The organism is Dactylosporangium sucinum, from assembly GCF_014647515.1.
Lineage (GTDB): Bacteria > Actinomycetota > Actinomycetes > Mycobacteriales > Micromonosporaceae > Dactylosporangium > Dactylosporangium sucinum.
Genome location: NZ_BMPI01000033.1, coordinates 1 through 26,377 on the forward strand (window position 1 = coordinate 1; position 26,377 = coordinate 26,377).

At 69.3% G+C, this 26,377-nt stretch carries 28 protein-coding genes; 10 read left to right on the forward strand and 18 right to left on the reverse strand.

From position 1 onward, the window contains the following. Positions 1 to 69 precede the first annotated feature (69 nt). The 6 genes from IEZ31_RS29805 to IEZ31_RS29825 form a co-directional block, all read right to left on the reverse strand. Complete coding sequence (locus IEZ31_RS29805; protein WP_229835975.1) at positions 70 to 1,671, reverse strand: FtsK/SpoIIIE domain-containing protein; 1,602 nt, start codon at positions 1,669 to 1,671, stop codon at positions 70 to 72. Positions 1,672 to 1,709: 38 nt separating this feature from the next. Next, complete coding sequence (locus IEZ31_RS56965) at positions 1,710 to 1,898, reverse strand: hypothetical protein (protein WP_229835976.1); 189 nt, start codon at positions 1,896 to 1,898, stop codon at positions 1,710 to 1,712. A gap of 98 nt (positions 1,899 to 1,996) precedes the next feature. Continuing rightward, entirely contained in the window at positions 1,997 to 2,191 is a 195-nt protein-coding gene (locus tag IEZ31_RS29810) for a hypothetical protein (protein ID WP_190253342.1), read from the reverse strand. Then, positions 2,188 to 2,580: a transcriptional regulator gene (locus IEZ31_RS29815; RefSeq protein WP_190253343.1), complete on the reverse strand. Its 393-nt coding sequence runs from the start codon at positions 2,578 to 2,580 to the stop codon at positions 2,188 to 2,190. The genes IEZ31_RS29810 and IEZ31_RS29815 overlap by 4 nt, the downstream gene beginning before the upstream one ends. Before the next feature lie 147 nt (positions 2,581 to 2,727). Then, a complete protein-coding gene (locus tag IEZ31_RS29820; protein ID WP_190253344.1) occupies positions 2,728 to 3,456 on the reverse strand; it encodes a GntR family transcriptional regulator in 729 nt (242 codons plus the stop codon). 107 nt (positions 3,457 to 3,563) lie between these two features. After that, complete coding sequence (locus IEZ31_RS29825; RefSeq protein ID WP_190253345.1) at positions 3,564 to 3,950, reverse strand: hypothetical protein; 387 nt, start codon at positions 3,948 to 3,950, stop codon at positions 3,564 to 3,566. A gap of 412 nt (positions 3,951 to 4,362) precedes the next feature. Here IEZ31_RS29825 and IEZ31_RS29830 point away from each other — a divergent pair, with 412 nt between their 5' ends. Next, entirely contained in the window at positions 4,363 to 5,580 is a 1,218-nt protein-coding gene (locus tag IEZ31_RS29830) for a helix-turn-helix domain-containing protein (RefSeq protein WP_229835977.1), read from the forward strand. A gap of 36 nt (positions 5,581 to 5,616) precedes the next feature. Next, entirely contained in the window at positions 5,617 to 6,297 is a 681-nt protein-coding gene (locus tag IEZ31_RS29835; RefSeq protein ID WP_229835978.1) for a YdcF family protein, read from the forward strand. A gap of 38 nt (positions 6,298 to 6,335) precedes the next feature. Here the strand turns inward: IEZ31_RS29835 and IEZ31_RS29840 are convergent, their stop codons facing one another. The 3 genes from IEZ31_RS29840 to IEZ31_RS29850 all read right to left on the reverse strand — a co-directional run bounded on the left by IEZ31_RS29840 (position 6,336) and on the right by IEZ31_RS29850 (position 9,316). Further along, a complete protein-coding gene (locus IEZ31_RS29840; protein ID WP_190253347.1) occupies positions 6,336 to 7,277 on the reverse strand; it encodes an AbiTii domain-containing protein in 942 nt (313 codons plus the stop codon). A gap of 78 nt (positions 7,278 to 7,355) precedes the next feature. Further along, complete coding sequence (locus IEZ31_RS29845) at positions 7,356 to 8,804, reverse strand: hypothetical protein (protein WP_190253348.1); 1,449 nt, start codon at positions 8,802 to 8,804, stop codon at positions 7,356 to 7,358. Then, a complete protein-coding gene (locus IEZ31_RS29850; RefSeq protein WP_190253349.1) occupies positions 8,786 to 9,316 on the reverse strand; it encodes a hypothetical protein in 531 nt (176 codons plus the stop codon). Before IEZ31_RS29850 ends, IEZ31_RS29845 begins: the two co-directional genes overlap by 19 nt. A 55-nt stretch (positions 9,317 to 9,371) precedes the next feature. On the opposite strand from IEZ31_RS29850, the gene IEZ31_RS29855 reads away from it, so the two are divergent. Next, entirely contained in the window at positions 9,372 to 9,629 is a 258-nt protein-coding gene (locus tag IEZ31_RS29855; protein WP_190253350.1) for a hypothetical protein, read from the forward strand. A 339-nt stretch (positions 9,630 to 9,968) separates the two neighbouring features. On the opposite strand, the gene IEZ31_RS29860 is transcribed toward IEZ31_RS29855, so the two are convergent. Next, positions 9,969 to 10,208 (reverse strand): DUF2188 domain-containing protein, encoded by a 240-nt coding sequence (locus IEZ31_RS29860; protein ID WP_229835979.1) that lies wholly within the window; start codon positions 10,206 to 10,208, stop codon positions 9,969 to 9,971. Between the two features lie 1,045 nt (positions 10,209 to 11,253). Continuing rightward, positions 11,254 to 11,559 carry a thioredoxin family protein gene (locus IEZ31_RS29865; protein ID WP_190253352.1) on the reverse strand — a complete coding sequence of 102 codons (306 nt, stop codon included), beginning with the start codon at positions 11,557 to 11,559 and terminating at the stop codon, positions 11,254 to 11,256. A gap of 129 nt (positions 11,560 to 11,688) precedes the next feature. Here IEZ31_RS29865 and IEZ31_RS29870 point away from each other — a divergent pair, with 129 nt between their 5' ends. After that, entirely contained in the window at positions 11,689 to 12,132 is a 444-nt protein-coding gene (locus tag IEZ31_RS29870) for a SufE family protein (protein WP_190253436.1), read from the forward strand. On the opposite strand, the gene IEZ31_RS29875 is transcribed toward IEZ31_RS29870, so the two are convergent. Both IEZ31_RS29875 and IEZ31_RS29880 read right to left on the reverse strand, forming a co-directional pair. Further along, positions 12,121 to 12,648 carry a YbaK/EbsC family protein gene (locus tag IEZ31_RS29875; protein WP_190253353.1) on the reverse strand — a complete coding sequence of 176 codons (528 nt, stop codon included), beginning with the start codon at positions 12,646 to 12,648 and terminating at the stop codon, positions 12,121 to 12,123. The two genes, IEZ31_RS29870 and IEZ31_RS29875, sit on opposite strands and share 12 nt — an antisense overlap. A 10-nt stretch (positions 12,649 to 12,658) precedes the next feature. Next, complete coding sequence (locus IEZ31_RS29880) at positions 12,659 to 14,317, reverse strand: substrate-binding domain-containing protein (RefSeq protein WP_190253354.1); 1,659 nt, start codon at positions 14,315 to 14,317, stop codon at positions 12,659 to 12,661. 232 nt (positions 14,318 to 14,549) lie between these two features. Between IEZ31_RS29880 and IEZ31_RS29885 the strand changes: the two genes are divergently transcribed. Continuing rightward, entirely contained in the window at positions 14,550 to 15,119 is a 570-nt protein-coding gene (locus tag IEZ31_RS29885) for a GNAT family N-acetyltransferase (RefSeq protein WP_190253355.1), read from the forward strand. On the opposite strand, the gene IEZ31_RS29890 is transcribed toward IEZ31_RS29885, so the two are convergent. Then, the gene (locus tag IEZ31_RS29890; RefSeq protein ID WP_190253356.1) at positions 15,120 to 15,833 is read right to left on the reverse strand and encodes an SDR family oxidoreductase; all 714 of its coding nucleotides are present in this window, start codon (positions 15,831 to 15,833) and stop codon (positions 15,120 to 15,122) included. Positions 15,834 to 15,916: 83 nt separating this feature from the next. Between IEZ31_RS29890 and IEZ31_RS29895 the strand changes: the two genes are divergently transcribed. Continuing rightward, positions 15,917 to 16,756: a LysR family transcriptional regulator gene (locus IEZ31_RS29895; protein ID WP_190253357.1), complete on the forward strand. Its 840-nt coding sequence runs from the start codon at positions 15,917 to 15,919 to the stop codon at positions 16,754 to 16,756. 281 nt (positions 16,757 to 17,037) lie between these two features. On the opposite strand, the gene IEZ31_RS29900 is transcribed toward IEZ31_RS29895, so the two are convergent. Then, the gene (locus IEZ31_RS29900; RefSeq protein ID WP_190253358.1) at positions 17,038 to 17,463 is read right to left on the reverse strand and encodes a CBS domain-containing protein; all 426 of its coding nucleotides are present in this window, start codon (positions 17,461 to 17,463) and stop codon (positions 17,038 to 17,040) included. 169 nt (positions 17,464 to 17,632) lie between these two features. Between IEZ31_RS29900 and IEZ31_RS29905 the strand changes: the two genes are divergently transcribed. Beyond that, a complete protein-coding gene (locus IEZ31_RS29905; RefSeq protein ID WP_190253359.1) occupies positions 17,633 to 18,406 on the forward strand; it encodes an SGNH/GDSL hydrolase family protein in 774 nt (257 codons plus the stop codon). A 10-nt stretch (positions 18,407 to 18,416) separates the two neighbouring features. Beyond that, a complete protein-coding gene (locus tag IEZ31_RS29910) occupies positions 18,417 to 19,307 on the forward strand; it encodes a sulfurtransferase (RefSeq protein WP_190253360.1) in 891 nt (296 codons plus the stop codon). 18 nt (positions 19,308 to 19,325) lie between these two features. Here the strand turns inward: IEZ31_RS29910 and IEZ31_RS29915 are convergent, their stop codons facing one another. The 3 genes from IEZ31_RS29915 to IEZ31_RS56970 all read right to left on the reverse strand — a co-directional run bounded on the left by IEZ31_RS29915 (position 19,326) and on the right by IEZ31_RS56970 (position 23,806). Then, a complete protein-coding gene (locus tag IEZ31_RS29915; RefSeq protein ID WP_190253361.1) occupies positions 19,326 to 20,276 on the reverse strand; it encodes a glycoside hydrolase family 130 protein in 951 nt (316 codons plus the stop codon). Beyond that, entirely contained in the window at positions 20,266 to 22,671 is a 2,406-nt protein-coding gene (locus tag IEZ31_RS29920; RefSeq protein ID WP_229835980.1) for a glycosyltransferase, read from the reverse strand. The genes IEZ31_RS29915 and IEZ31_RS29920 overlap by 11 nt, the downstream gene beginning before the upstream one ends. 250 nt (positions 22,672 to 22,921) lie before the next feature. Beyond that, entirely contained in the window at positions 22,922 to 23,806 is an 885-nt protein-coding gene (locus tag IEZ31_RS56970) for an ADP-ribosylglycohydrolase family protein (protein WP_373294716.1), read from the reverse strand. Positions 23,807 to 23,849: 43 nt separating this feature from the next. Between IEZ31_RS56970 and IEZ31_RS56975 the strand changes: the two genes are divergently transcribed. Then, positions 23,850 to 25,043 carry a hypothetical protein gene (locus tag IEZ31_RS56975; protein ID WP_229835982.1) on the forward strand — a complete coding sequence of 398 codons (1,194 nt, stop codon included), beginning with the start codon at positions 23,850 to 23,852 and terminating at the stop codon, positions 25,041 to 25,043. Positions 25,044 to 25,077: 34 nt separating this feature from the next. Next, positions 25,078 to 26,377: HSP90 family protein (locus tag IEZ31_RS29935; RefSeq protein WP_229835983.1), on the forward strand; the 1,300-nt coding region annotated here is incomplete at its 3' end.

Consider the following 26,377-nt stretch of genomic DNA (forward strand, 5'->3'; position numbering starts at 1 on the left):
CGCCAGACACGGAGCCCTCCAACACCTGCTCAACCAACATCAACAAGCAACGGCTTGACACAGGGCAACTCATGCGGCCTCACCGTCCAGGAAGTCGGTCAGGCTGTCCGGCAGCAGCGGCCCCGGCCGGTACACCGTCCGCTTCGGCGGCTTGTCCGGCGTCGGTGCGACGCTGACCGGCCGCACCGGCTCCGGGACCGGCGGCGCGGCGTAGGTCGAAGCCATGGCGCGGATCTCGTCATCGGTGACGTAGGCGAACCGCACCCGAGCCGGCTCCGGCCGGTCGTCGAGGACGACATACCCAACCCCGCGCATCGACGGGTCGGCCGGGATCTGGTCGGCGATTGCGCCTCGGTTGCGGGCGCCGTCGCCGAGGACCAGGTCGACCTGGTTGGGTTCGTTGAGTCGCATCGCGATGCGGGTCGGGAAGAAGTCGCGCAGCTCGACGACTTCCTTGCGGGGGTCCTGTGTCGAGGCCACCACGAGGACCCCGAGCCCGGCGCCCTGGGTCAGCAGCAGGGCGAGGGCGACCCGTGCCCGGTTGCGTAGCTCGACATCGAGCAGCAGCGCCACCAGGGCGAGCAGCTCGTCGACGACCAGGACGTACAGCGGCTCATCGAGCGTGGGTGTGTGGACGCGGATGTTGCCCTGCATCCGGTCCTGCCGGGCCCGCATGATGCCGACGAGCTCGTCGAGCATCGTCACCATCGGCGCCGCGTCGGTGTACTCGTAGCGGCTGAACAGCTCCCGGCCGATGGACAGTTCGACGCCGCCCTTGCCGTCAATGCCCCACAGCCGCACCAACCCCGACCGGAGTCCGCCGGCCAGCGCCCGGATCAGCGACCACTGCACCGAGCCCTTCCCGGCCCGCGTCGCCCCGACGATCAGCAGGTGCGTTGCGAGGAGCCGCAGCCGGAACGTCTCCAGGTCTTCCCGGACCGCGAGCGGCAGCGCCGTCAGGTCCGGCTCGTCGGGCACCGGGAACGCGGGCACGGTGCGCCGCAGCGGATCGCGGCGGAGGAACACCAGCCACACCAGCCGAGGCCGGTCCCGGAACCTGACCCTGTCGACAGCTCGGAGCAGGGGTGCCCACCGCCCAGGCCGCGCGGGTGGGTTCGTGCGCCGACCGGAGTACACCCGGCAGACCCGCGAGTCGAACGAGTACGCGAGGTTCGCCGCCGCCTTGTGGTACAGCTCCGGGTTCTGCCCGCGCGGCATGCGCAGCAGGACCTCGTCGGTGGCGAACGTGCAGCGGACTCGCAGCAGGCGCGGCACGGTCAGTTTGCCGTCGAAGCGTTCGGCGAGGCGGCAGACGGTCATCGCCTCTCGCCAGTGCACCGCGTAGACGGACAGCCGCCGCCACCAGGCGAGCAGCGGCAGGACGATGAACTGCTCGCAGGAGCGGCGCCAGCGCCACCACCACAGCCCGCCGAGCCCGGCCGCGACGACGAGGACCATGACGAGCCAGATCCAGCCGTGGCGGTGCCACAGCCAGGCGGCGCCAATGACGAGGGCAAGGGAGCGCCAGTTGCGGCCGAGGATCGGCAGCAGCTTGACGAGCGCCCGCAGGGCTTTCCAGAGCAGGTACGGGATTACGACCCACATGACCAACCACCACGGCGTCGGGATCGACAGCCGGCGGAAGTTGACCAGCGGAGCGTTGTTCTTCACTACGACCCTCCCCAGGGATGCATCACGAATCCGCTCGTTCACCGGGCCGCCGCCAACGCCGCGAACCGGCCGCGGGCATCGCGGCGGAACGCAAGCAGTTGGATCGGCATGCCGGTGAACCAGCGGGTGAACCGCCCGCGCGCATCGCGTGCCACGGGCATCAGGAGCAGCAGTTGACCGCCACAGACGTGGCGACCGCGTTGGATCGAGGGGCGGGATTTGGGCATGATGAAGCCCGCCTTCCTTGCCTCAGCAGGTTTCGGGAAGGCGCGGGGCGGTCTGTATGCCGTAGGAAGCCGGACCGCCCCGCACCACGATGTTGTTGTCAGGCCGCCCGCAGCTCCGACGCCTGCCGGACCGCCTCACCCAGCCGCACCAGGCCGTCCGGGTCGACGAACAACCCGACCGACCCATCCGGCCGCCCGATCTCCAACCACACCCGGCCATTCGCCGTGCGGTGCACCTGAAGATCCGTCTCCGCCGCCAGGTGCACGTTGACCGAGATCAGCGCAGCGGTCACTTGCCCGCCTTACCGCCGCCGGCCATCGCCCGGAAGCCGGTCGCCCGGTACGAGTACGCGAGCCGCCCGGTCTGCCCCACGTACGGCGTGACCGTCATCCCCTCGAACTCCACCGGCGCGAACGGCGCCCCGCTGTCCGGCACCGGCTGCACGCCCGCCGAGATCTTCACCGCCACCTCACGCGACCGCCCCGCAAGGTCCGGGTCCATGTCCATGACCCGCACCTGCCACACCCGCAGCCCGGACACCTTGTCCACCGCAGGCGTCCGCGTACGAGTCGCCTCGTTGTAGTCCTGCGCCTCGGTGATCGAGTCCGGCACCAGCACACAGCCAGCCGGAAACACGTCCTCGAACCGCACCGAGAACCGCGTCCCACCCTTCAGAGCCACGACACTCCCTCTCCAGTTGCCAATTCGATCTAGCGACAACTTAACTTGGCATGTGCGTCGATTGTAGCTCCGCAACTCGTCTTGTTAAGTGAGGAAGGGCGATATGAGCGAGCGAAGATCACAGATAGAGCAACAAGCGGCAAACCGCTAAGTAAGCGGGAACGAGTCCTCAAACTCGTGCCGCGACGGCGGAACCGCCAGATCCAGCGCAAACGCCGGAAGCCCCTCGCGCGTGTAGACCGTGAACAGCGCGGTCAGCACCCAATCGGCCCGGTCGATCTCCAGCAGTCGCCGCTCGTCCGGTGTCGCGGGGCGGGTCGAGATCCGTTCCGTGACGTGCCCGAAGTGCAGCCCTTTCCTTGCGGCGAGATGCTGCAACAGGCCCTCACTCAACGGCGCCGACGAGCCGACGTCGGTGCCCTCGGCCAGGTCGACCGGCACATACACGGCGCCCAGCTCGACCGGCCCCAGTCCGTCGACGCTCACCAGCCGCCGACGGACCACCACGGGCGATCCCTCCCGCACGTCGAGCGCCGCCGCAGCACGGGCCGGCGCCGGCATCTCGGCCACGTCGATGAGCCGGACCCGGCCCTCGGCCTCATCTGCGAGTAACGTCGCGGCATGCGGCGGCATCGGTCGAGGCTCCGCCGGCTTCGACCGGACGAACCGGCCCTTGCCCTGCTGAGCCTCGATCCACCCGTCCTGACGCAGGATCTCCAACGCCCGCACGACCGTCGGCCGGGAAGCGTCGAACTCGCCCATCAGCGTCGTCTCACTCGGCAGCATCGCGCCCGACGCGTACGTCCCGTCCTCGATCCGGGCCTGCAACGTATTCACGATCACGACGTACTTGGGCGGCGCATACTCGATCGGCATCTACCGACCACCGTTCACGAAGACGACAACATAGCTTGTCGAGAGCTTATCCGGGCACACGGCACCTGTCGATTCGGCCGTCCGGCCGAGACACGTCCCACGCCGCCCTACTCCCGACCTGCGTCACGCCGCCGGATCGACTCCGCGTGCCGCCGCCAGACGATCTCCATCGCCGCGTCGTACCCGTACTGCTGGTACTCGCCTTCATCGGGTTCGTTCGACTCGACCTCGTCGACGTAGTCCCCGGCGAACTCCACGAGCGCGGCCGGGCGATCCCCGGCGTACCTTGCCCGATCCCGCGGACCGAGCGCCAGCCATTGCCGGGCCACCTCGCGGACCAGCGCCCGCCGGTCCTGCGCATCGTCGAGCCGGCTGCCCCGCCGCAGCACCTCCCGGCCGCCGTTCATCTCGGCGCACCGCCCGAGCAGCGGCAGCAGCGCAAGCGCCACCTCCAGCTGCAGCTCCGCGTCAGCTTCTTGTACTTGCGTTGCCATGGTCGCGACCTCCAGCGAAACCGGACCCGCACCGCTCCAGTGCGGGATGGGACGATAGGTCGCGGTCCCTTGGTGCTACCGACATCAAGGGGCCGCCCTTGTTCACGATTCGTGGACGCTTGTCGGCGCTTGGCCGCCTTCGACGGCAGTACCGTTGCAATCCGCGCAGGCGCGAACGGCAAGAACCGCGCCAGTCTCGCCGACGTTCAGCCGCTCCCGGCGGCTGGTCACCTTCCAGCCGCGCCCCTCGCATGACGTGCACGGAGAAGACTGGCCGCGATCCATCACCGGCCACCACCAACACAAGCCGCCCGAATCATGGAACGAGCATCTACCCAGATCATGCATTGACCCCGGAAAATTGTTCCGGGGTCTACACGAGGGGTGGTGCGACGCTTACGTCATGCGTGGGATGACGAACACCTTGACCATCGGCGAGCGCGTGGCGTGGTACCGCCGCCGGCGCGGCATGTCGCAGGAAGTACTGGCCGGCCTGGTCGGCCGCACGGTCGACTGGCTGAGCAAGGTCGAGAACAACCGCATTGACCTCGACCGCCTCTCCGTCATCAAGTCCCTCGCCGATGCGCTGGACGTCGCCCTCGCCGACCTGGTCGCCGAGCCCTCGCTGATGGAGTGGACCGCCGACAGCGGCACCCGCACCGTGCCCGCCCTGCGCGCCGCCCTGATGAACTACCGCAACGTCACCCCGTTCGGCGCCTCCGCGAGCGCCGTCGAGGCGCCGTCGGTCGCGGCGATCAAGCAGGAGCTGGCGACGCTGTGGGACGCCTACCAGGCGGCCCGGTTCGCGTACGTCACGAGCCGGCTGCCCAGCCTGATCGCGCATGCCGAGGCCGCCGCCAACAGCTACAGCGGCCACGACCTCAACGAGGCCCGGCGGGTGCTCAGCCTCGCGTACCAGCTCGCGACGGTGCAGCTGACGAAGATCGGCGAAGCGGACCTCGCGTGGATCGCAGCCGACCGCGGACTCGGCGCCGCCCGGGCCGCCGGCGACACCGTGCTCACCTGCGCGCTCCTCCGATCCGTCACGCACGCGCTCCAGGCGACCGGGCGCTTCAAGGAGGCCGTGCAGCTCACCAACGACGCCGCCAACTATCTGGAGCCGCAGTTCAGCGGTCCGTCGCCGGAGATGCTCTCGGTGTACGGCACGCTGTTCTTGGCCGGGTCGATGGCCGCCGCCCGCGCCAACGACGCGATCACGACCCGGACTTTCCTTCAGGCGGCCGATGAGGCCGCGACCCGGCTCGGCAGGGACGCCAACCACCTGTGGACCGCGTTCGGCCCGACCAACGTCGCCATCCACCGCGTCGCCACCGCGGCCGAGCTTGGCGACGTGCAAGTCGCCATCGACCTCGGGCCGCAAATCGACACCACCGGCATGCCCATGGAGCGCCGGGTCCGGCACTCGCTGGAGGTCGCCCGCGCCTACAGCGCCTGGAACCGCATCGACGACGCGCTGAACGTACTGCTCGAAGCGGAGCGGATGGCCCCCGAACAGGTCCAGTACCACCGGATGAGCCGCCAGCTCGTCCTGAGCTGGATCCGACAGCAGCGCAACAAGCCCTCGACGGTACTCGTCGACCTGGCCCGCCGACTCGACGTCATGGAGTAGAGAGCGACGCCGTTCCCCACCGCTTAGGGTGTGGGCGTGACGCATGCCGAGCCGAACACCACAGCGACCACGATCTCTGAAGAACACCGCGCGGACGTCGAGACGCTGTGGGACTACCACAATATGCACCACGAGCTACGTCCCTGCGACGTCGGTATCGGCCTCGGCAGTCACGACCTGGGCGTCGCCATCGTCGCCACGGACCTCTACCACCGCGGCCTCTACCCGCTACTCGTCTTCACCGGCGCCAACGCCCCGACCACGATCGAGCCCTTCCCGCGCGGCGAAGCCGTCCACTACGCCGAACACGCCATCGAGCACGGCGTCCCAGCCGACGCGGTTCTCGTCGAGCCGGCGGCGACGAACACGCAGCAGAACTTCGAACTGACCCGCCAACTCCTCGACGCCCGAGGCGTTGCCGTCCGATCAGCGATCGTCATGTCCCGCCCTTACCAGCAACGCCGCGCCTATGCGACCGCCAAGAAGCTCTGGCCCGAACTGGACGTCATCTGCGCCTCCAACCCGCTGGAATTGGGCGACTACGTCCGCAGCATCGGCGACGTCGACAAGGTCATCAACATGCTGGTCGGCGACACGCAGCGAGTGGAAGTCTATGCCGACCGCGGGTTTGCAATCCCCCAAAATATTCCAGAGTCGGTGCAGCAGTCGTACCTCCGACTTCGGAAAGCCGGATATACGCTTCGTCTACTTAAGTAGAAGGCCGCAGGTGAGCATCCGTCGGATCGATGAATGGCCTACGCTAGGCCGAAATATGCGTTGATTGCCTGCGCTGCCACACCGGACGCCAAACCCGTACCGATTTGGCCAGCGGCTGATGCTGCCTTTAACGACCAGCGTGACCACCATCGACTAACCTCAGGTCCCGGCTCTGCCGGCGTGACTCCGCCGTTTTCATCTCGATCTACACGTAGCGCTGTGGACAACTCGGCAAGTTCGGTGTCTGTGGCTCCAGCGGCTCGCATGGACTTGAGCAAAGTGCTTTCGTCGCCGCGGACCGACACGTCGGCGGTCTGATGCACGTTCGTACTACCAATTGCCACATTCGAACTCGTTCCGAACATTTGGGTGTGGAAGATGTTCGTAACCTGTCCGGACGACACGACTTTATCTCCCTCTTCGCCGACTGACGGTGCAACAACTTCAAACGTCAAGGCTAGATCCAAGATTCGTGATCTAATGGCGTCTAGAATTCCAGCAAGCATGGAAGGGCTTACTGCTTTGTATGCAGCGTTCAGAACAAGTGTCGGATTAATTCTGACGCTGCCTTTCGACGAGAGGTGCTGCGCCATAGCGATAGCGTCAGCCGGCCATGCTATACGGAGATTACCGCCGTTCGCCGCAAGACCTTCCAGCTCAGCGACCGGCTCTCGAAACGTATGACGAAAGAGCGAGTCGTGGTATTTTTCCGGGAACGGTATGGATGGAATTGGAGCGTTCTCGAACCCTGTGCCGAACGGCCCCGACAATGAGCCTAGGACCTGCAAATCAAACGGTCCCCTATACGGGGGCACGGCGGTGCCAACGGGATAGCCAGACAGTTCATGGTCAACCCATTCACCCAGAGCGCCAGCCTTGGTCCGAGCCGCAATGACCTTGAGCTTACGAAGCATCCCAGCAACTGACGCGTCAGCACGAGTCGCTTCCTCGACAAGTTGCTCCACGATGCCCACAGCCATACCTCTCGGACTATGAAAACGGGGCCTACCGGTAGTATACGGGTCCTCGGCAACAGTCTTGCTGTGGCAAACCTGCGGCTAGGGCTCGTATCGAAGCGTCGCCGTGTTCTGGTGATCTCCAAGCTCGTCGCTCCATGAAACCGTGCAGATAACGCGCGAGGCGATACCCGAAACACTGATGACGCGAAACCTTGCTTCACTGTGGGCGGGCAACTCGACAACGTCGGGATCGTCAGGGCGTCCGCTCCGCAGGACGGACCATGTGCCGAACGGACCAGAACCAAGAGTCATGCTGAACCGCACGTTTCTCGCCGTGGCGGTACCATGATTTCGAAGGACTACGTACAGATTAGGCGTGCCGTCCTCGACCGTTACATCAGTCTGGGGCCAGACATCCGCGGCAGCCCTTGTAAAGGTGACTGTTTCAGGCGCCAAGCCAACGATGTCACGTATTGCGGCAGCTATGGCGTCGTCGTCGGCAGGCGAGACCCATTGCACCCAGGTTACGCCGGATGAACGGACATCGCGATACGCCCCTTCGGTCAATCCTTGGTTCGAAATTACAAGAACCGAACTCGGCTGTGCATTGCGTGACCTAAAACGCGACAGCAGCAGTCGTGTTTGAATTGAAGTGATGACGTCGTCCGCAAACCTGACGTCAACGAAAACCTCTTCACCGCCGCCTGAAAGCCGAAAGTCGAAACCAATGTCCCTGGGTGACGTGTCGGCAGTCACGGAGACCTTTGTCTCGCGAAGTCGTTCCACCGCTCGCTCCAGAGCTATTCCGGCTGATTCTGCATACAGCCGAGGACCCGAAAGTGAAGGGATTCTCAGCTTCGCGAGCTGCATATCGATAAATGCTATCGCCTTGGCCGGATCCTCGCTTCCATTGGTGCTATCGCCATGGACGAAACGGTTGCGGAGTGCTAGAGCGCGGTCATACTCCTGCACGTCGGCGGCACTCCAGAGCCCAGCCTCCTGCAGGACGGCCCGTAGCTTGATCGGCGACTTGATGGCTCCGTAGCCCGCTTCGAAAAGTGCGGCCTGAGCAACCGACTCCAATACATCGATCTTGTTTACAAGGGCAATCACCGACCCATGCCTTAGTTCCCGACGACGCCGAGCACCACGTGTGACAATCATCCAAAGGATAATTGTAGTGCTTAGAGCGGTACTTGCTCCGCTCAACGTCGCGACAAGTGCGCCAACCGCGTCAGTTGTGAGGTGAACATGGCGAAGGACTAGCGCCAACATCGCCATGCTGATAAAGAAAACGTTGAGCTGGAACGCCACGCGTACCAGGCGATACTTTCCGAAGAGGCGGCGGTTCCTATAACTAATCCCGCTTAGGGCCGATTCCACTTCGACTCGCGAGATCACTCGGGAGGCTTGGGTCCCCTGGCTAAGGTCGGAAATAATTCGCGACCTCAGACTTGCCAAGGCGGTATCGAGAACCTCGGCCGCCGCTTCGGTGACCTGCGTGCTGTTCTGGCGGTCGTGTTGAATGCTCAATGCAACCGCCTCCACACATCGAAGAAGATGCAGACCACCGCAACGGAGGCAATGCCGGAAAAAACTAGCACCTGAGGTACGCTGTGAAGAAAGCTGCCCATAATTCCGGCGGCGCCAGAGAAGATCGGAATTGCGCTCAAGACTATTTTGTCGATCGTCGTGAGTCGGCGAGGTTCGATTGGTGGCGGATGTTCCAGTACTTCCGAAGCGCGAATTACCGAAGTTGCGGTGATTTCGGGAATGGTCGCGCCGACCGCGCGGCTGGTGATCTCTTGACGTCCACTCTCATGTGCCAGCTGATCCGCGTACGCCTGCACTGATCGGCCGAACGCCTCCCACGCCACCTTCGAGGCGCCTTCCAAAACTACCGTCACTTCGAGAATCTGCTGTGAGGTAGCGGAACTGCTTCGCATCTCGGTTCGTAACAGCGCGGTCGTCTCGTCGGTACTCCCCTGGCCGTGCTGTGAGCGGCCCGATATGCGGCCATTGCCACGCCTAGGCCGCATCCTTGCCGCCTCGTCGGGCACCGCGCCTCCTCGCAGTATGACCTTGCCATTTGGTCGTCGGACGACGCTACATCACATGCAAACCGGCGTCTATCAGGCGCTCATTGCAGAATTTGCCCGTACTAAAATCAAGGCGCCTTCGGCGCAGCCCGCACGCGGCGATGGCCAGCTCGGCGCGTGGCGGCGCCCGGCGCTGCGCGCCGGGCGCCGTAACCACGCCGGCCGGAACGCCGCGCACGGGCCGCGCGGCATGCTCTTGAAAGCCTCGGTCAGCTCCAGGCTGTCGACGGTTCCGCTGACTCTGGACCCCGGTCCGTCGGGCGCGATGCCGTAGCTCCCGCGGACACCGGTCGCTACGCTCCCTGCCACGCCCGTGGACAGTCGCGCTCTTTGCCTCCGGCGGGGCTTCCAGCCGGGGGCCTCTGGGTTCCGGTGGGGGCGCCCCTCCGCACACCCGCCGTCCAGGCAAAGCCAACGCGCCGACGGCGGGGGCCGCCAAGCGTGGTCACGCCGCTCGCGGTCCGTACTCACCGGGGCAGCCCCCACCGCCGGCCCGTTCCCAAGAGGGTGGACGACGGGTATACGGAGGGGCTTGGGGGTCTCGCCGCCAGATGCAGAAGGTCGAGGAGTAGCCAGTGGCCGGCTCCTCGACCTTCCGAATCAGGCGGCTACCTCAGCGCCGGTCGCGCGGTGGGTTCGGGTCGTGTCCGGGGGCCACGGTGTCTTTGTCCCGGATGCGACCGTCACGACCGTGGATGACGATCTCCCCGCCGCCGTGGCTGCTGAGATCAACCCGGGCAGCGTCGATGGCCGCCTTCTGCGTCGTCTCGGTGGCCACGGGTCGAGTCCTGCCGGGCTTGCTCACGTCCCAGTCGCCGTCTGGCCTTTGCGTCACATGGCGTTCGTTGGCCACGTGATCTCCTCTCATCGGAGCGCGGCATCCCGGCCCCGACGGAGGACACCTTTCCGAGGGTTCGAAAAGGTGTAGGCTGCCTCTCCGCGGTACCAACGCTGAGAGACCCCGGCCGGGATGTTGACCCCAAGTCACATCGGGCCGGGGTCTTTCCACGTTGAGATCCAACACAATCACATTCAGTCACGAATTGCAACTATGTAGTTTGTCCACAGGTTGTGCACAGATAGCATCTCGAACCCCACAGTTTGTGGTTTTCGTACACAGGTTCGTCCACAGGGTTATCCCCAGGGCTTACTGAGCGCAACAGAACGTGATAGCCGCTCACGTATGGCCTCATGGAGGCGTTGTGTCGACCAGGCCCTCGGGATGGCCGGCGGTAGTGAGGTTGTCCGGGAGGATTCGCGACCAAGATCGTCGGGACCAAATCCGGACCAAATGAGGTTGAGAAGCGCTGTCAAATGTCCGCAGGCGTTGGCAACGTCCACCCAGCTCAGAGCCATGATCTGCCCGGTATGGATGGCCTTCAAAGGCGCTGGACCGTTAGGGGTTCGAGTCCCCTCGCTTCCACTAGAGCAGGTGTCTCACCTGCTGTTTTCGCCTAGCCAAGATCGCCCGGTAAGTGCCGGGTGAGGCTCAGTTCTGATCTTGGCCTCGCCGAGCGGCGAGCAGCGCTCGGCTGATCACGCCGCGAGGCTTGCTTCGGCCACCAACCGACGTCGGTCTTCAGCGCAGGCTGAGTGACTTGTGTCGCAGCGCACGCTGGACGTCCTGCGGCTCCGTTCGCGACCGCCGTCGAACGCCGGCCCCGCGACGGCGTACAGGAGCACGGGCGGACTGCGGTCAGCGTCGCCGAATCCGCGAGAGCAGCGACCTGATCCGGATCTGCCGGAAGGCCGAGAGTACGCCGGCGCGGCGCGCTGCCCACAGTGCGCAGCCTGCGCAGATGTACACCCCTGGGGTGGCACCGAGCTCGGCCACCCGCGCGCCGGGAAACTGCCGGCCGCAGCAACCGCAGCGCTTGAGATCGGGCTCCGTCATGTGATCATCTCTTGGCGAGCTCGGCGGCCAGGTCGGCCACCTCGGGCACGCCGGCCAGGCCGGTCGGCGTGTGGTAGACCCGGCACGCCAGGGTTCCCGTGGAGGGGACGCCGCCGAACAGGTCGACGCCGTCGACGGTGAAGGACGGGGAGCCGGCGAAGCCGACCGCGCTCGCCTCCGCCTCCGTCTCCACCGGCATCAACCGCACCTCGGCGTCGGTGTGCCCGGTCCCGTCCAACGCCTGGCGCAACCGGTCGTGGGCAAGGCGCCAGTTCGGGCAGTCCGCGAAGTACCACAGGGTCACCCGCATGCCCTTGATACTCCTCTCAACACCGCCCACCCGGTAGCCGTCGGGCACGTGCAGAGCACTGCGCCAGGGATGCACCTGAGCACAGGTGCGCGATGTGCCCGGTTGCGCGTTAGCGTTGCAGGCGTGGACATGCCGGACAAGCTCGCCGCCATCGTCGAGGAGTTTGCCTCCGCGCCGCGGGACGTGGTGCTGGAGATGCTGCTCGAGTTCTCCGATGCCGTCCGGCCGTTGCCGCCCGAGCTCGACGGGCACGCCGGGATGGAGCAGGTGCCCGAGTGCCAGACGCCGTTCTTCCTCAAGGCCGAGGTCACCCCGCAGCGGACGGTGCAGTTGCACTTCGACTGCCCGCCCGAGGCGCCGACCACCCGCGCCTTCGCCGGGATTCTCAGCGAAGGGCTCGACGGGGCGACCGTGGACGAGGTGCTGGCGGTGCCCGCCGACCTCTACCAGCGGATGGGGCTCGCGGCCGCGATCAGTCCGCTGCGGGTGCGGGGTGGCACCGCCATCCTGGCGCGCATGAAGCGCCAGGTGACGGAGAGTCAAACACCGGAAGGTCAGCCGTCAGAGGGCTAGGTCCTCGACGACCGACGCGCCCGGCAGCTGCGCCAGCAGGGCGCCCGGCAGCACGATCTTCGAGCGGCGCAGGCCGCTGCCGACCACCGCCTCCGGCACGTCCACGACCCGGGAGTCGATCCACACCGGCCAGCTGGAGGGCAGGCCGATCGGCGTGATCCCGCCGTACTCCATGTGCGTCAGGCTCACCGCGGACTCCATCGGCGCGAAGCTCGCCTTGCGCACGTCGAGCCGCTTGCGGGCCACGCCGTTCACGTCGGCGCGCGTGGTGGCCAGGATGACGCAGGCGGCGTACCGCAGCTCGCCGTCCCGCTTTCCCGCGATGACCACGCAGTTCGCCGAGGCGGACAGCTCGACGTCGTAGGCGGCGCAGAACGCGGCGGTGTCGGCCAGGTCCGGGTCGATGGGCGCCGCGAGCACCTCGGCGGCGGGTGGCCAGGACTGCAGGGCGGCCAGCACGGGTGGGGCGAGGAGGGGCGGCGCGGAGAGTGCGGCGACGGTTTCGAGTTTGCTCATGCCGCAGTTTCTATCGCCCGTCGTCCAGGGCGAGCGCCTTCATGAAGATGTCACCGATCTTCGAGGGGTCGGTCGCGACGAAGACGGCGCCGCCGGTGGCGTCGACGATCTTCTGCATCTCCGCCTGGTTCACCTCGGTGCCGATGCCGATGACGATGATCTGCACCGGCTGCTCCGGGTTCTCGGCCTTCTGGAGCGCGCCGACGAGCGCGTCGAGCGTGAGGCCGCTCGGGTTGTTGTTCCGGCCGCCGGTGATTACGACGACCGAGTTGCCGCGGCCGGCGTCCCAGCCCTGCTGGACGGTCTTGTAGGCGGCGAAAATCGTGTCGTACAGCCCGCTGCTGCCCTTGGTGTCGGTCTTGAGGCCGCCGATCGCGCCGCGCAGCTGGTCGCGCTGCGCGGTGAGCGGGCCGATCGGCACCAGCTCGTGGTGGCCGGTCGAGAACGACCACAGGCCGACCGCCCACGAGTCGGGGAAGAGGTCCAGGCCGCCCTGGGCGGCCTGGAGCGCTACCTGTTGCCTGGTCACGCCGGCGCCCGGCACCTGCGCCCTCATCACCGGCGACACGTCGAGCACGGCGAGCATGCGCGACGGCTGGGTGATCTCCACCCACATCTGCAGGGCCTTCGAGATCACCGCGGCGTCGGGCACCGGCGTCACGCCGCCGCTGCTGGCCGCGCTGGGCCCGAGGGTCATGCCGGCGCCGACGCTGCCGTCGTTGGCTCGCAGGTGGTGGCCGGCGAGCAGGTTGCGGAAGTCGGTGCCGATGAGGACCGACCGGAACTGCTCGGCCGCGGCCGCCCGGCTCGGCGACAGGCGGGGCATCGCCGCGAACGGGAAGTCGAGCGCGATGGGGGCCGGGTCGGGGTACACCGCGATGAGCGGGACCGCCGGGCCGGCTGCGTTGTAGGCGTGCAGCGCCTGCTCCGACAGCGGCGCCAGGGTCACCGCGGTCGACAGCGTGCGCGGGTCGGCGTCGCGCGGGAAGCGCGCCAGGAGGCCGGAGGGCTGCTCGGACTTGCCGGTGGTGAGCGCCTTGACGGCGCCGACGGTGAGGGCGTCGCCCTCGGCGCCGAACTGGTCACGCACCGAGGCCATCGCGACCATCGTGGACACGCCGACCGAGTCGCGGTTCGGGTCGACGATGCCCGGGTTGATGCGGGTGTCGCCGACGATCTGTTCGAGGATCTGCTTCCAGGTGAGCTTGTTCTCCAGCCAGCCGAGCGACTTGGCGGTCGGCTCGGGCACGGCGAGGACGATGGGGCTGCGGGCGAGCGACGGGGCGGCCTGCGGTACAAGATCCTCGCGAACGGCCCGCATGCGCTGGAGCCACAGGGAGGAGTCCGGGATCCAGATCTGCGGCACCTGGGTCTTGCCGTCGGCCTGGCCGACGCCCGGGAGCTTGGCGCCGTTCTCGCCGGCGATCGCGGCGGCGACCTCCGCCGCGGCGACCGGTGTCACTTCGACCGTCACGCACTCGTTGCCGACCCGCGGCTCCGTCTTCAGCCAGCGGGTTGCGGCGTCTTTGATGGCCGGTGCGATCTCCGGGCTCGCCGCGACCGACAGTCGCACCGTCCCCGAGCATCCCGCCGTCGACATCGCCCGGAATCCGCCGTAGACGGCGCCGATCGCGACGAGGGGAAGGATCATGCCGGCTGCGAGGGCCACGAACCCGTTGCTTCTCAGGTCCGTAGCCCGGTGCCGTCCTCTCACGGGTACCAATATTCCCTAGATAAGCCAGTCGTGGGTCCCGCGTTCGGGTATTCGTCCACGGGATTCCCGCGGTGCGAGTACACTCCGCATTTCCTTGATCACAGTAGGTCGGAAACCTTGTGGGTTTCCTTTCGGGAACCTTTGGTGACCGGGGGACACCTGAGGCGCCCAGCCTACAGTCGGCGGCATGCCGTCACTCACTCCCGCGGTGGTCCCGCCTGGCACGCTGTCGTGGTCGGCCCAGCCGTCGATCCCGGCGGACGGCCTCCTCCTGCGCCCGTGGCGCCCGGCCGACCGCCCGGCGGTGCTGGCCGGGTACGCCGATCCGGCCGTCCAGCAGTGGCACTGCCGATCGATGACCGACGAGGAGGCCGCCGACTGGCTGGCGTCCTGGCCCGCCCGCTGGCGGGAGGAGTCGGGGGCCGGCTGGGCCATCGTCCACGAGGACGCGGTCGTGGGCCAGATCAGCCTCCGGCGGATCGACCTGCACGAGGGCCTGACGGAGGTGTCGTACTGGGTGTTGCCGCACCACCGCGGGTCGGGCCTGGCCCCGCGCGCGTTGTCGGCCCTGGCCGCGTGGTGCTTCGAGGCGGTCGGCCTGCACCGGATCGTGCTCTGCCACTCCGTGCGCAACGAGCCGTCCTGCCGGGTGGCGGCCCGGGCCGGGTTCGCGCTGGAGGGCGTCAAGCGCGCCGAGGCGCGCCACCCGGACGGCTGGCACGACATGCACCTACACGCCCGGCTGGCGTCGGACTGACTACCAGGGGATCTCTCCGTCGTCGTCGAAGAAGCCGCCGGTCGGGCCGTCGTCGGGCAGGGTGGCCAGCCGGATGGCGATCTGGGCGCCCTGCTCCGGGGTACGGAATCCGCGGAACGCGTTCAGGTCGGTCGCCGTGTAGCCGGGGCAGCCGGCATTGATGAGGATGTTCGTCCCGTGCAGCTCCTTCGCGTACTGCACCGTGACGGCATTGAGGAAGGTCTTCGACGGGGCATAGGCGGCCGAGATCGGGCCGGTGTCGTCGCCGCCCGCGGCCTGCCGGGTCAGCGACCCCACGGTGCTGGACATGTTCACGATCCGCGGCCGCGGCGACCGGCGCAGCAGCGGCAGCATCGCGTTGGTGACGCGGATGACGCCGATGACGTTGGTCTCGACGACCGTCCGCATGGTCGCGGGATCGACCGTGGTCGGCGTCTGCGGCATCCCGCCGGTGATGGCGGCGTTGTTGACGAGCACGTCGAGCCGGTCGAGCTGCCGCGCCGCCGCGGCCGCGCTCTCGTCGTCGGTCACGTCGAGCGGCACCCCGAACGCGTCGACGCCGGCCGCGCGCAGCTTCTCCACGGCCGCCTCGCGCCGCGCCTCGTCCCGGGCGCCGACGCCGACCCTCCAGCCGAGGGCGCCGAGCCCGGCCGCGATCTCGTACCCGATGCCCTTGTTCGCGCCGGTGACCAGCGCAATCGTCGGTTCACTCATGCGCTCGATGCTGTCGCCGATCGTCGGTCGACTCCAACACCGGTTGGGTCGGCAGCGATACCTTGCGGGTATCGTTGGGTGTTGTGGAGACGCGCGAGCTGCGGTACTTCGTGGCCGTCGCCGAGGAACTGCACTTCGGCCGGGCCGCCGCGCGGCTGGGCATCGCGCAGCCGCCGCTGTCGCGGGCGATCAGCCAGTTGGAGCGGCGGCTCGGGGTGCCGCTGCTGGAACGCAACAGTCGCGCCGTGACCCTGACCGAGGCCGGCGCCGTCCTGCTCCGCGAGGCCCGCGCGGCCCTGGACGCGGTCGAGGCCGCCGACCGCCGCACCCGCCGCGCCGCCACCGGCCGGGGTGACCTGGTGCTGGTCACCAAGGCGGGCGCCTCCAGCGAGCTGCTGGCGAAGCTGCTCGCCGCCTACGCCGCCGAGCCCGACGCGGCCCCCGTCGACGTCCTGCTCTGCGGCGTCGGCGAACAGGAGCGCCTGCTGCGCACCGGCCGCGCGGACGTGGCCCTGCTCCACCGCCCGTTCGACTCGCCGGCCGGCTTCGACACGGAGGAGCTGACGACGGAGGCCCAGGTCGCGCTGCTGCCGGCCGGCCACCCGCTGAGCACCCGCCCGTCCCTGCGCCTGTCCGACCTGGCCGACCTGCCCGGCCTGCCGCTGCCCACCTGGCCCAAGCCGGACGGCACCTACCCGGCCGCCCCGGGCCCGCAGATCCGCGACCACACCCAGCTGCTGCAGCTGGTCGCCCTGGGTCGCTGCGCGGCGGTGCTGCCCGAGTCGTGCCGGTCCCTCGTGAGTCCGGATGTGGCGGTGGTACCACTGGTGGACGCACCCCTGGTGACGACGCTGATCGCCTGGCCACCGCACAGCCGGTCCCGCGCTTTGGCCGCGCTGATCCGCACCGCGACCCGCCTCTGACGCCGGGTCAGGGTTACGTGGTAGCGAAACTGGTGCCAGGAGCCCCGTTTTCCTACCACGTAACGCGGCGCGCCAACACCGAGCGGCCAGCGGGCACCAGCCGCACCGGCCCACGCGACACGTTGGTCGATCCACCCGCAGAACGCGAGATCAACTTGACGGTAGATCGACCAACGTCTCTTCGGGAGCCGACTCGTCCAACCCCGCGGCCAGCAGCTGGCCCCGCCAAGCTGCGGAACCAGCGACGGCCGGACCTGGACCCCACGAGCGCGCCCGCGGCGTCAGTTGTTCGGGGAGGCCTTGCTGATGCCGCCCAGTACCGACTCCGGGTCGATCTCCTCGGCCAGGTCGCCGATCGAGACGATGCCCACCAGGCCCTGGTGATCGTCGCAGACCAGGACGCGGCGGACCGCCTGGTCGCGCATCAGCAGGGCCGCCGAGTGGATCGAGTCGTCCGGGCGGACCGTCACCAGGTCCTTCGACACGATCTCGCCGATCGTCGTGGCCGCCGGGTCGCAGCGCTCGGCCACCGCGCGGACCACGATGTCGCGGTCCGTGACCACGCCCGTGAGCTCTGGGCCGTCGGCCACCACCACGTCGCCGATGTCCTGCTCACGCATGGTGCGCGCGGCCTCTGCCAGCGTCGTCTCACTCGGTAGGTAGACCACGTTGGTGGTCATCACATCCCGGACCGTCTGCACTGTCATGGTTTGCACCTCCGCAGGGTGGATGCAGATGTGGTACCCAGGGTGAAAGTTCGCTAACGATCATGGGAGGCGAGTGGCGGGTGTGGTCTGCGGCAAAGTCGCTTCCACCGGTACGGGTGCCCTGACAGGATGCGAATCGGGGACGAACACACGGGGAGGTACGGGCGCGGTGGCCGAGTGGAAGAGCTTCGTCGCGGTCGGTGACAGTTTCACGGAAGGGCTCGACGATCCGACGCCCGACGGCCAGGGGTACCGGGGGTGGGCCGACCTGGTCGCTGGAGTGCTGGCGCAGGGGGCGGAGGAGTTCAGGTACGCAAACCTGGCCGTGCGCGGCCGGCTCTTCGACAACATCGTCGCCGAGCAGGTGCCGTTGGCCGTCGCCATGAAGCCCGACCTCGTCAGCTTCGCCGGGGGCGGCAACGACGCGCTGCGGCGGACGTTCGAGGTCGACGTGCTCGTCGGGCGCTTCGACCGGACGATCGAGAAGCTCCGCGGTACCGGCGCGGACGTCGTGCTCTTCAGGTGGGCCGACCTGACCGGCCGGATGCCCGGCGGCAAGATGCTCCGGCCGCGCGTCGACGCGCTGAACACGGCCATCGAGGAGGTCGGCGCCAAGCACGGGGCGCACGTGGTGAGCCTCTGGGACGACCCCGAGTTCCTCAACCCGCGGCTGTGGAGCATCGACCGGCTGCACCTGTCGCCGTCGGGGCACTGCCGGGTGGCCGCGCACGTGCTGACCGAGCTGGGCGTCAAGTGCGACCCGGAGTGGCTCGCGGCGCCGGCGCCCCCGGAGGAGCTGTCCTGGATGTCGCGGAAGGCCGCCGACGCCAAGTGGGCGACCCAGCACCTCGCGCCGTGGGTGAAGCGCCGGCTGACCGGTCGTTCGTCGGGCGACATGGTGACCGCCAAGCGTCCGGAGTTGGCGCCACTGCGGGAGCGCTAGGGTCGGAAACATGGCTGTTGCGAACGATCCGGCGCCCGAACTCGGCGCGTACGCGCACCCGGAGCGGCTGGTCACCACGGCGTGGCTGGCCGAGCACCTCGACGACCCCGGGCTGGTCGTGGTCGAGTCGGACGAAGACGTCCTCCTCTACGGCACGGGGCACATCCCCGGTGCCGTCAAGGTCGACTGGCACACCGAGCTCAACGACCAGACCACCCGCGACTACCTCGACGCCGAGGGCTTCGCCGCGCTCTGCCGCGCGAAGGGCATCGGCCCCGACGACACGATCGTGTTCTACGGCGACAACTTCAACTGGTGGGCCACCTACGCGCTCTGGGTGTTCGCCCTGTTCGGCCACCGCGACCTGCGCATCCTCGACGGCGGCCGGGCCAAGTGGATCGCCGAGGGACGGCCGCTGACCCGCGAGGTGCCCGAGCGGGCGCCGACCGACTACCCGGTGGTCGAGCGCGACGACTCGAAGATCCGCGCGTTCCGCGACCAGGTGCTGGAGCACATCAAGGCCGACCGGCCGCTGGTGGACGTGCGCTCGCCGGGGGAGTACTCGGGCGAGCTGCTGCACATGCCCGACTACCCGCAGGAGGGCGCGCTGCGCGGCGGCCACATCCCGGGCGCCGTGAGCAAGCCGTGGAAGCAGGCGGCCCGCGACGACGGGTCGTTCAAGCCGGCCGACGACCTGCGCAAGATCTACGCCGACGAGCTCGGTCTGGCCAAAGAGGACGACATCATCGCGTACTGCCGGATCGGCGAACGCTCGTCCCACACCTGGTTCGTGCTGACCCACCTGCTCGGCTACCCGCGCGTGCGCAACTACGACGGGTCGTGGACCGAGTGGGGCAACGCCGTCCGGGTGCCGGTGGTGAAGGGCAGCGACCCCCGGTAGGGGATCGCTGCCCCAAGGTCACTCGCCCTCGGGGGGCAGGGAGACCAGGTAGTCGACGACCTCGGAGTACCGCGCGCTCGCCATCGCGACGGTGAGGTCGGCGGCGCCGTAGTACATGCGCAGTTCGTCACGGGCCTCGTCGTGCACGAGGCCCGTGGGGAAGACGACGTTGGGCACGTCGCCGACCCGCTCGTAGTCCGCGTCCGGCCCGAGCACCCAGCTCGGGGTACGCCGGATGACCTTGGTCGGGTCGTCCAGGTCGAGCATCACGAGCCCGACCCGGTAGATCGAGGTGGCGACCATCGCCTTGACGCCGTGATAGACGGCGAGCCAGCCGTGCGGCGTCTCGATCGGGGGCGGGCCCATGCCGATCCGGGTCGCGTCCCACCACGGGCCGGAGCGCGCCTGCATCACCGGCTCGGGCGTCGTCCACGACCGCAGGTCCTGCGACTTCGACAGCCACACGTCGGCCCGCGCCGACAGCACCGACACCGGGCGGTGGAACAGCACGTACTGCCCGTCGATCTTGCGCGGCAGCAGCGAGGCGTTCTTGTCCTCGGGCGGCATCACGATGCCGAGCGGCTCGACCGACAGGAAGTCCTCGGTGCGGGCGAGCGCCACGCACGGGCCGCCCGGCCCGTACGAGGTGTAGGCGATGACGTATCCGCCCAGCTCCTCGACGTAGGTGATCCGCGGGTCCTCGACGCCCCAGCAGCTGTGGGCGTCGGTGGGGTCGTCGGCGATGAGCGGTTTGCCCTCGACCACCCAGTTGGTGCGCCCGTCCTTGCTCCGGGCGACGGTGAGGTGCGAGATGCCCCGGCGGTCCTCGATCCGGCAGAGCAGGACCGTGTCGCCGTTGTGCATGCACGCGCCCGGGTTGAACACGCTGTTGATCGGATAGGGCCAATCCCCCGCACGCAGCAGGGGATTGGAGGCTTCCCGGTGGAACAGCTCCGCGTCAAAGTGCATCGGAATGGCCCTCCGTGGTGCGCGAGCGGGGCGGTGTTGCCGTCGCGCTGAAGCCCGCCGACGCCCGGCCCACGACCCGTCCCTTGTTCCCGGCCTTGGTGGACATCGTGGTGACCGGGAGGGACGTCGGCACCGGCGCCGTTGCGACCACCGGGTGGGGCAGAGCGGCCAAACCGGCCCTGAGCAGGCTGAGCAGCGCTTGGTAATAGGCTAGCGTGCTCTCGGCCCCTTGGTTCCCATTTGGCTCAGTAGCAGACAAACCATCGTGGCAGGCGCCGGAGCTGTCGACGTAGAGCCGCGCGCCGGCCCGGTTGCGGCCGAGGAACCACGCGAAGCCCCAGCCGGCCAGCCGGGCGAGCGCCGGTTCGGCCGTGTGCTGCCAGGCGTCGACGAGCGCCTCGGTGATGGCGGCCGCGTCGATCGGCTGCTCGTCGCCGTCGTCCGTCAGCCACAGCGCGGGCGACTCACCCCGCCGGTGCCAGTGGTTGCCCACGCAGCGCAGGGTGCCGTCGGCCAGGCCGACGTGCTGCACGTACCACTCGAGCGCGGCGACCGCGCGGTCGGTCGCGGCGTCGTCCTCCAGCAGCGCCGCCCCGAGCAGCATCGCCTGGGCGAGGCGGGCGTTGTCGTAGGTGAGTTCGGGCTCGAACCAGCGCCAGGCCGGGTCGGCCGCCGACGTCTCGACGAGCGCCTCGTCGAGCCGGCGCAGCAGCGGCTCGGCCTGGTCGGAGCGGCCGGCCCGGGCCAGGCCGATCAGCGCGTAGGCGCCGGCCCGCAGGCCGAGGTCGGGCAGCGCGGCGGTGCGCGGGCCCAGGTCGTCGAGCAGCGCGGCCGCCGGCCGGCGGATGTCGTCGGGCACCGCCGGGGTGCCGACGAGCACGCCGAGCGCCCACACGGTGCGGCCGACGTGGTCACCCATGTGCGGCCAGTCCTGCCAGGTGCCGCCGTAGCTGAGCACGTTGTGCATGGCACCCGACGGGTCATACGCCGCGATCAGGAAGCGCATGGACTGCCGCAGCCAGCGGGTGGCCGCCGCGGTCTGTTTCGCGTCGGTACCGACGGCGAGCAGGTCGGCCGCCACGATGGCCAGCCGGGCCACGTCGTCGACGCAGTACCCCGACGCCGGATCCGGGTTCGGGCCACGGGAGAACTGGATGATGCCGATCTCATCCGTGATCTTGTCCAGGTGGGCGAGGTTGAGCGCGGGCGCGGCCGCGGTCGCGTGGCCGGGCCTGGCCGTCGCGGCCTGCGTCTGCTGCACGACCTCGGCGAACAGGTCCGCCTCGCGGGCGGCGACCGCCGGCCAGGGCAGCCAGGCGGCGCACGACTCGGCCACCGACTTGGCCGCCGCGAGCGCGCGGGTGTCGGTGAGCAGGTCGATGATCTCGGTGGCGAGCGCCGCGCCGTCGCCGATCGGGACCACCCGGCCGGCGCCGCCGGCGAGCATGTCCTCGGCGTAGCTGTACGAGGTGGACACGGCCGGCAGGCCCGCGCCGAGCGCGAACGTGAGCGCGCCCGAGCAGATCTGCTCCGGCTGGCGGTACGGCGTGACGAACAGCGTGCTCGCGTGCAGGATCGCCGAGAGCTCGTCGAGCTCCAGGAACGCGTCGACGAAGTGCACGTTGTCGCCGAGGCCGAGCCGTTTGGCCTGCTCCTGGAGGCCCTCCCGGTAGCGCTCGCCCTGCTCGCGCTTGATCTCCGGGTGGGTGCTTCCGGCCACGATGTACTGCGTGTCCGGGTGCTTGTTGACCACCTCGGCGAGCGCGTCGATCGCGATGTCGATGCCCTTGCCCGGGCCGAGCAGGCCGAACGTCGTGAGCGTCGGCTTGCCGGTGACCGCGCCGAGCAGGTCGCGCAGCTCCGGGCGCAGCGTGGCCGGGTCGGGGGCCTGGCGCATCGCGTCGGGCGCGCCGTGCGGCACGACCACGAGCTGGTGACCGGCGGCGACGCCGGTCCGGATCGCCACGCGGCGGGCGGTCTCGGTGAAGACCGTGACCCGGGCCGCGCGGGCGCACAGGGCCCGCAGCGTGGCCGCCTGACCCGGCGAGGGGTGCGGCAGCACGGTGTGCAGCGTCAGCAGGTACGGGATGCCGCACGCGTTCAGCGCGCGGGTGAGCTCCAGCAGGTGGGAGCCGTCCGGCCCGCCGAAGATCCCGTACTCGTGCTGGATCAGCACGACCTGCACGTCGGCCTCCCGCAACACGCGGGCGGCCGCCGAGTAGTCCTCGATGCGGTCCTGGTTGATGGTCACGACGACCTCGTCGCCGTATGTGTGCCCGTCCCGGTCGATGGCCACGACGACGGTCTCGAGATCGTCTGTGGCGACACCCAGTGCCTCGCGCAGATCCGCGGTGTAGGTCGCGAGTCCGCAGCGGCGCGGCAGGTAGGTCGACACGATACCGAGTCGATAGGAAGCGGCAGGGTGTGACATGAGCACATTGTTACCCCGCGCAACCTCAAAAAACCTTCATACGGCCGGATGAGGGTCCATGTTGGGCTGCTTTCACCGGGACAATCCGCCCAGCTTATCCGGTTTTCCGTGCAGGTCAGCGGCGTGTCACCCGGAATCACCCAAGGCGGTTGAACTGACACTTGTCAATTACCACGATTCCGACCGTCGATCGGCGAACCGTAACGTACTGTGACTACGGACTGTGGGTCCATTCCGGCAGCGGTTCGCGGGCGTCGATCCAATGCTCCGGGATACCGGCGACGCCGGTGTGCGCCGCGACCACCCCGCCGGCGATCGCGCACAGCGAGTCGACGTCGCCGCCGGCCCGCACGCAGGTCTCCACGGCCGCCGGGTAGTCATCGAAGCGGGTCGCCGCGACCCAGAGCGCGAACGGCACCGTGTCCTGGGCGAGGGCGTGCGAGCCGTTGCCCAGGTCGGAGGCCACCTCTTGAATGTCGGTCCCGGTGAGTCGGCGAGCCGCGCGACCGATCCCGTCGCGGACGTCCGACGGCGGCAGCTGGTTGAGCACCAGGCGCAGCAGGGTGCCGGGCTCGGCGTGCCGCGCCGCGTGCGCCGCGGCCAGCGCGACCGCGACCGCGCCGGCGACGCCCTCCGGGTGCCGGTGGGTCACCTCGGCCGACAGTGCCGCCTGCCGCGCGGCGAGGTCGGGGTCGTCGGCGAAGAACGCGCCGAGCGGGGCGACGCGCATCGCCGCGCCGTTGCCGCTGGACCCGCGGCCGCCGAACAGTGCGCCGGCCGCCTCCCGCCAGGGCACGCCGTCGCGGACGCTCGCCAGCAGCGAGATCGCGCCGCGGCCGTACCCCCGGTCGGCGCTCCACCGCTGGGCGAACGCCACCGCGAGCCGGTCCTGGTCGACCCGCCCGTCGCGGCGCAGCGCCGCGAACAGCGTGCAGGCCATCTCGGTGTCGTCGGTCCAGCGCCACGGACCGGGCGGCAGCCGCAGCTCGCCCTCCAGCGGTGGCCGCATCTCGAACGGCGCGCCGATCGCGTCGCCGACGGAGAGGCCGATCAGGCTGTCGAGTGCGGCGCTTTGATCCACCTGCCGAAAATAGTCGATGGCCGCCGGGAACGGGCCCGGCCGATCGGGGCTCTCCTGGGGTATGAAGCGTCGGGAGCTGCTGGGGCTGGGCGGCGTGGTGCTGCTGGCCTCTTGTTCGTCGTCCTCTTCTCCCCCACCAGTTCCGGGGGAGTTGATCGCGGTCTCGTTGCCCGAGGGGACGGTCGTCCTCGACTCGGGCACCGCGCGCAAGGTCGCCACCGGGGCACTGATGGCCGGGAACCGGCTGGTCGGCTTCGACCCGGACGGGCGGGTCGTGATCCGCAACGCCGCCGACGGGTCGGTCGTGGCCGCCGCGGCGGTGCGCGGCAACCTGCGGCTGGCGGCCGCGGCGCCGGACGCCGGGCTGCTCGCGCTGGTGGAAGGCGCCGCTGGTGGGCGCGCCCAGACGACGATCGTGGTGGCCGGGCCGACCGGGGAGCGGTATCGCCTGACGATGCCCGGGTTCGTGGAGCCGGAGGCGTTCTCATCCAGCGGTACCGAACTGTTCGTGCTCGACATGCTGCCGCCCGAGCATCCCGACCGGTACCGGGTGCGCGTCCTCGACCTCGTCGGTGGTCAGTTGCGGGCGCTGAACCTGCCGTCGCCGGACGCGGGCGTGAAGGTGCTGGTGCCGGCGGGCGCCGAGGAGGAGATGCGTGGCGAGGGGCGGCAGGCCGTGTTCGATCCGCGGCGGGAGCGGCTCTTCACGCTGTACAGCCACCAACCGGATCACCAGCACGTGCGTGACCTGCTGAATCCCGGCGCCCGGGACGGGAAGCCGGACGTGCACGCGTTCGTGCACACGCTCAGCGTCAAGGACGGGTGGGCGGTCTGCGTCGACCTGCCGGCCTCGTTCGGCACCGGAGCCGTCGCCGGGCTGACCATCGCGCAGTCGGCGGACGAGGTGTGGGTGGCGGATGCTGCCCAGGGGCGGATCGCGGTGATCCACGCCGACGCGCTCGTCGTGACGGAGGAGTTCTCGGTACCGCCGTCGGACGGCCCGGCCGCGATGGCCGCCGGCGGTGGGCGGCTCCATCTCGCGGCCGGACGGCAGGTCACCGTGCTGGACGCCGGTGGCAAGAGCGTCGTGGCATCGTTCCCGCTGCCCGCGGACGCGCGGGGGATCGCGACGTCGAGCGGCCACCTGTACGTGGGGCAGCCCGATGCCGTCCTGCGCCTCGATCCGCTGACCGGCGCGACCACGGGCCGCGTGGCGATCCCGGGGCTGCTGGGCCTCCACCGGGTGGTCACCTGAGGAAATTGTCGGTGGGGCGCGGTAGCGTGCCCGCGTGGATCGGACGTTCCAGGTCGACCTGCGTGGCGTGGTCGACCTTCTCAGCCATCACCTCTATGCGAGCCCACGCGTCTACGTGCGGGAGCTGCTGCAGAACGCGGTCGACGCGATCACCGCCCGCGGCGCCGGCGGCGGGCGGATCCGCATCGAGGCGCCCGACGTGACCGGCGACGGCACCCTGCGGGTGTCCGACAACGGCGTCGGGCTGTCCGAGGAGCAGGTGCACCAGTTCCTGGCCACGATCGGGCGCAGCTCGAAGCGCGACGACTTCGGCTTCGCCCGCCACGACTTCCTCGGCCAGTTCGGCATCGGCCTGCTCTCGTGCTTCCTCGTCGCCGACGAGATCCGGGTGCTCACCCGGGCGGAGGGCAGCCCGACGGTGCTCTGGCGCGGCTTCGCCGACGGTCGCTATAGCGTGAGTCCGGCCTCCGCCGAGCGCCCCGAGGTGGGCACGACCGTCACGCTGGTGCCGCGCCGCGACGCCGAGCAGTGGCTGGTCCGCCGCACCGTCGCCGAGCTGGCCACGCTCTACGGCTCGCTGCTGCCGGTGTCGGTCGAGGTCGCCGACGTGCCGGTGACGGGCGGCGGCCTGCCCTGGCAGGGGCCGCCGGACGGGCGCCGGGAGCGCCTCGCCGCCTACTGTCAGGAGGTCTTCGGCTTCCTGCCGTTCGACGTGGTCGACCTGTCGGTGCCGGCCGCCGGGCTCACCGGCGTCGCGTTCGTGCTGCCGACCCCGGCCAACCCGGCCGCGCGGGCCGGTCACCGGGTCTATCTCAAGCGGATGCTGCTCGCCGAGGGCGCGGAGGGCGTGCTGCCCGAGTGGGCGTTCTTCGCCCGGTGCGTCATCGACACCACCGAGCTGCGGCCGACCGCCAGCCGCGAGGCGCTCTACGAGGACCAGCTGCTCGAGGCGACCCGCGAGGCGCTCGGCGACCAGCTGCGCGGCTGGCTGGTGCGGCTGGCCGGGCGGGACTCCCGGCGGCTGCTGGAGTTCCTCGACATCCACCACCTCGGGGTCAAGGCGCTCGCCCTGCACGACGACGAGATGCTGCGGCTGGTCGACCGCTGGTGGCCGATGGAGACCAACCTCGGGCGCATAACGCTCGCCGACTTCCGGGCCCAGCACGGCCTGGTGCGCTACACGGTCCAGGTCGACGAGTTCCGGCAGATCGGCGCGGTGGCCGCGGCCCAGGGCATGCCGATCGTCAACGGGGGCTACACCTACGACACCCAGCTCATCGAGCGGCTGCCCGCGGTCGAGTCCGGGGTCCTCATCGAGCGGGTCGAGCCGGGCG

Coding starts and splice junctions, on each gene's coding strand:
- IEZ31_RS29890 (WP_190253356.1), bottom strand. CDS start 15,833: ATGAGTGAACCGACGATTGCGCTGGTCACCGGCGCGAACAAGGGCATC.
- IEZ31_RS56975 (WP_229835982.1), top strand. CDS start 23,850: ATGAAGCGTCGGGAGCTGCTGGGGCTGGGCGGCGTGGTGCTGCTGGCC.
- IEZ31_RS29820 (WP_190253344.1), bottom strand. CDS start 3,456: ATGCCGATCGAGTATGCGCCGCCCAAGTACGTCGTGATCGTGAATACG.
- IEZ31_RS29875 (WP_190253353.1), bottom strand. CDS start 12,648: ATGAGCAAACTCGAAACCGTCGCCGCACTCTCCGCGCCGCCCCTCCTC.
- IEZ31_RS29865 (WP_190253352.1), bottom strand. CDS start 11,559: ATGCGGGTGACCCTGTGGTACTTCGCGGACTGCCCGAACTGGCGCCTT.
- IEZ31_RS29855 (WP_190253350.1), top strand. CDS start 9,372: ATGCAAACCGGCGTCTATCAGGCGCTCATTGCAGAATTTGCCCGTACT.
- IEZ31_RS29900 (WP_190253358.1), bottom strand. CDS start 17,463: ATGACAGTGCAGACGGTCCGGGATGTGATGACCACCAACGTGGTCTAC.
- IEZ31_RS56965 (WP_229835976.1), bottom strand. CDS start 1,898: ATGCCCAAATCCCGCCCCTCGATCCAACGCGGTCGCCACGTCTGTGGC.
- IEZ31_RS29915 (WP_190253361.1), bottom strand. CDS start 20,276: ATGCACTTTGACGCGGAGCTGTTCCACCGGGAAGCCTCCAATCCCCTG.
- IEZ31_RS29885 (WP_190253355.1), top strand. CDS start 14,550: ATGCCGTCACTCACTCCCGCGGTGGTCCCGCCTGGCACGCTGTCGTGG.
- IEZ31_RS29830 (WP_229835977.1), top strand. CDS start 4,363: ATGACGAACACCTTGACCATCGGCGAGCGCGTGGCGTGGTACCGCCGC.
- IEZ31_RS29910 (WP_190253360.1), top strand. CDS start 18,417: ATGGCTGTTGCGAACGATCCGGCGCCCGAACTCGGCGCGTACGCGCAC.
- IEZ31_RS29825 (WP_190253345.1), bottom strand. CDS start 3,950: ATGGCAACGCAAGTACAAGAAGCTGACGCGGAGCTGCAGCTGGAGGTG.
- IEZ31_RS29840 (WP_190253347.1), bottom strand. CDS start 7,277: ATGGCTGTGGGCATCGTGGAGCAACTTGTCGAGGAAGCGACTCGTGCT.
- IEZ31_RS29870 (WP_190253436.1), top strand. CDS start 11,689: ATGCCGGACAAGCTCGCCGCCATCGTCGAGGAGTTTGCCTCCGCGCCG.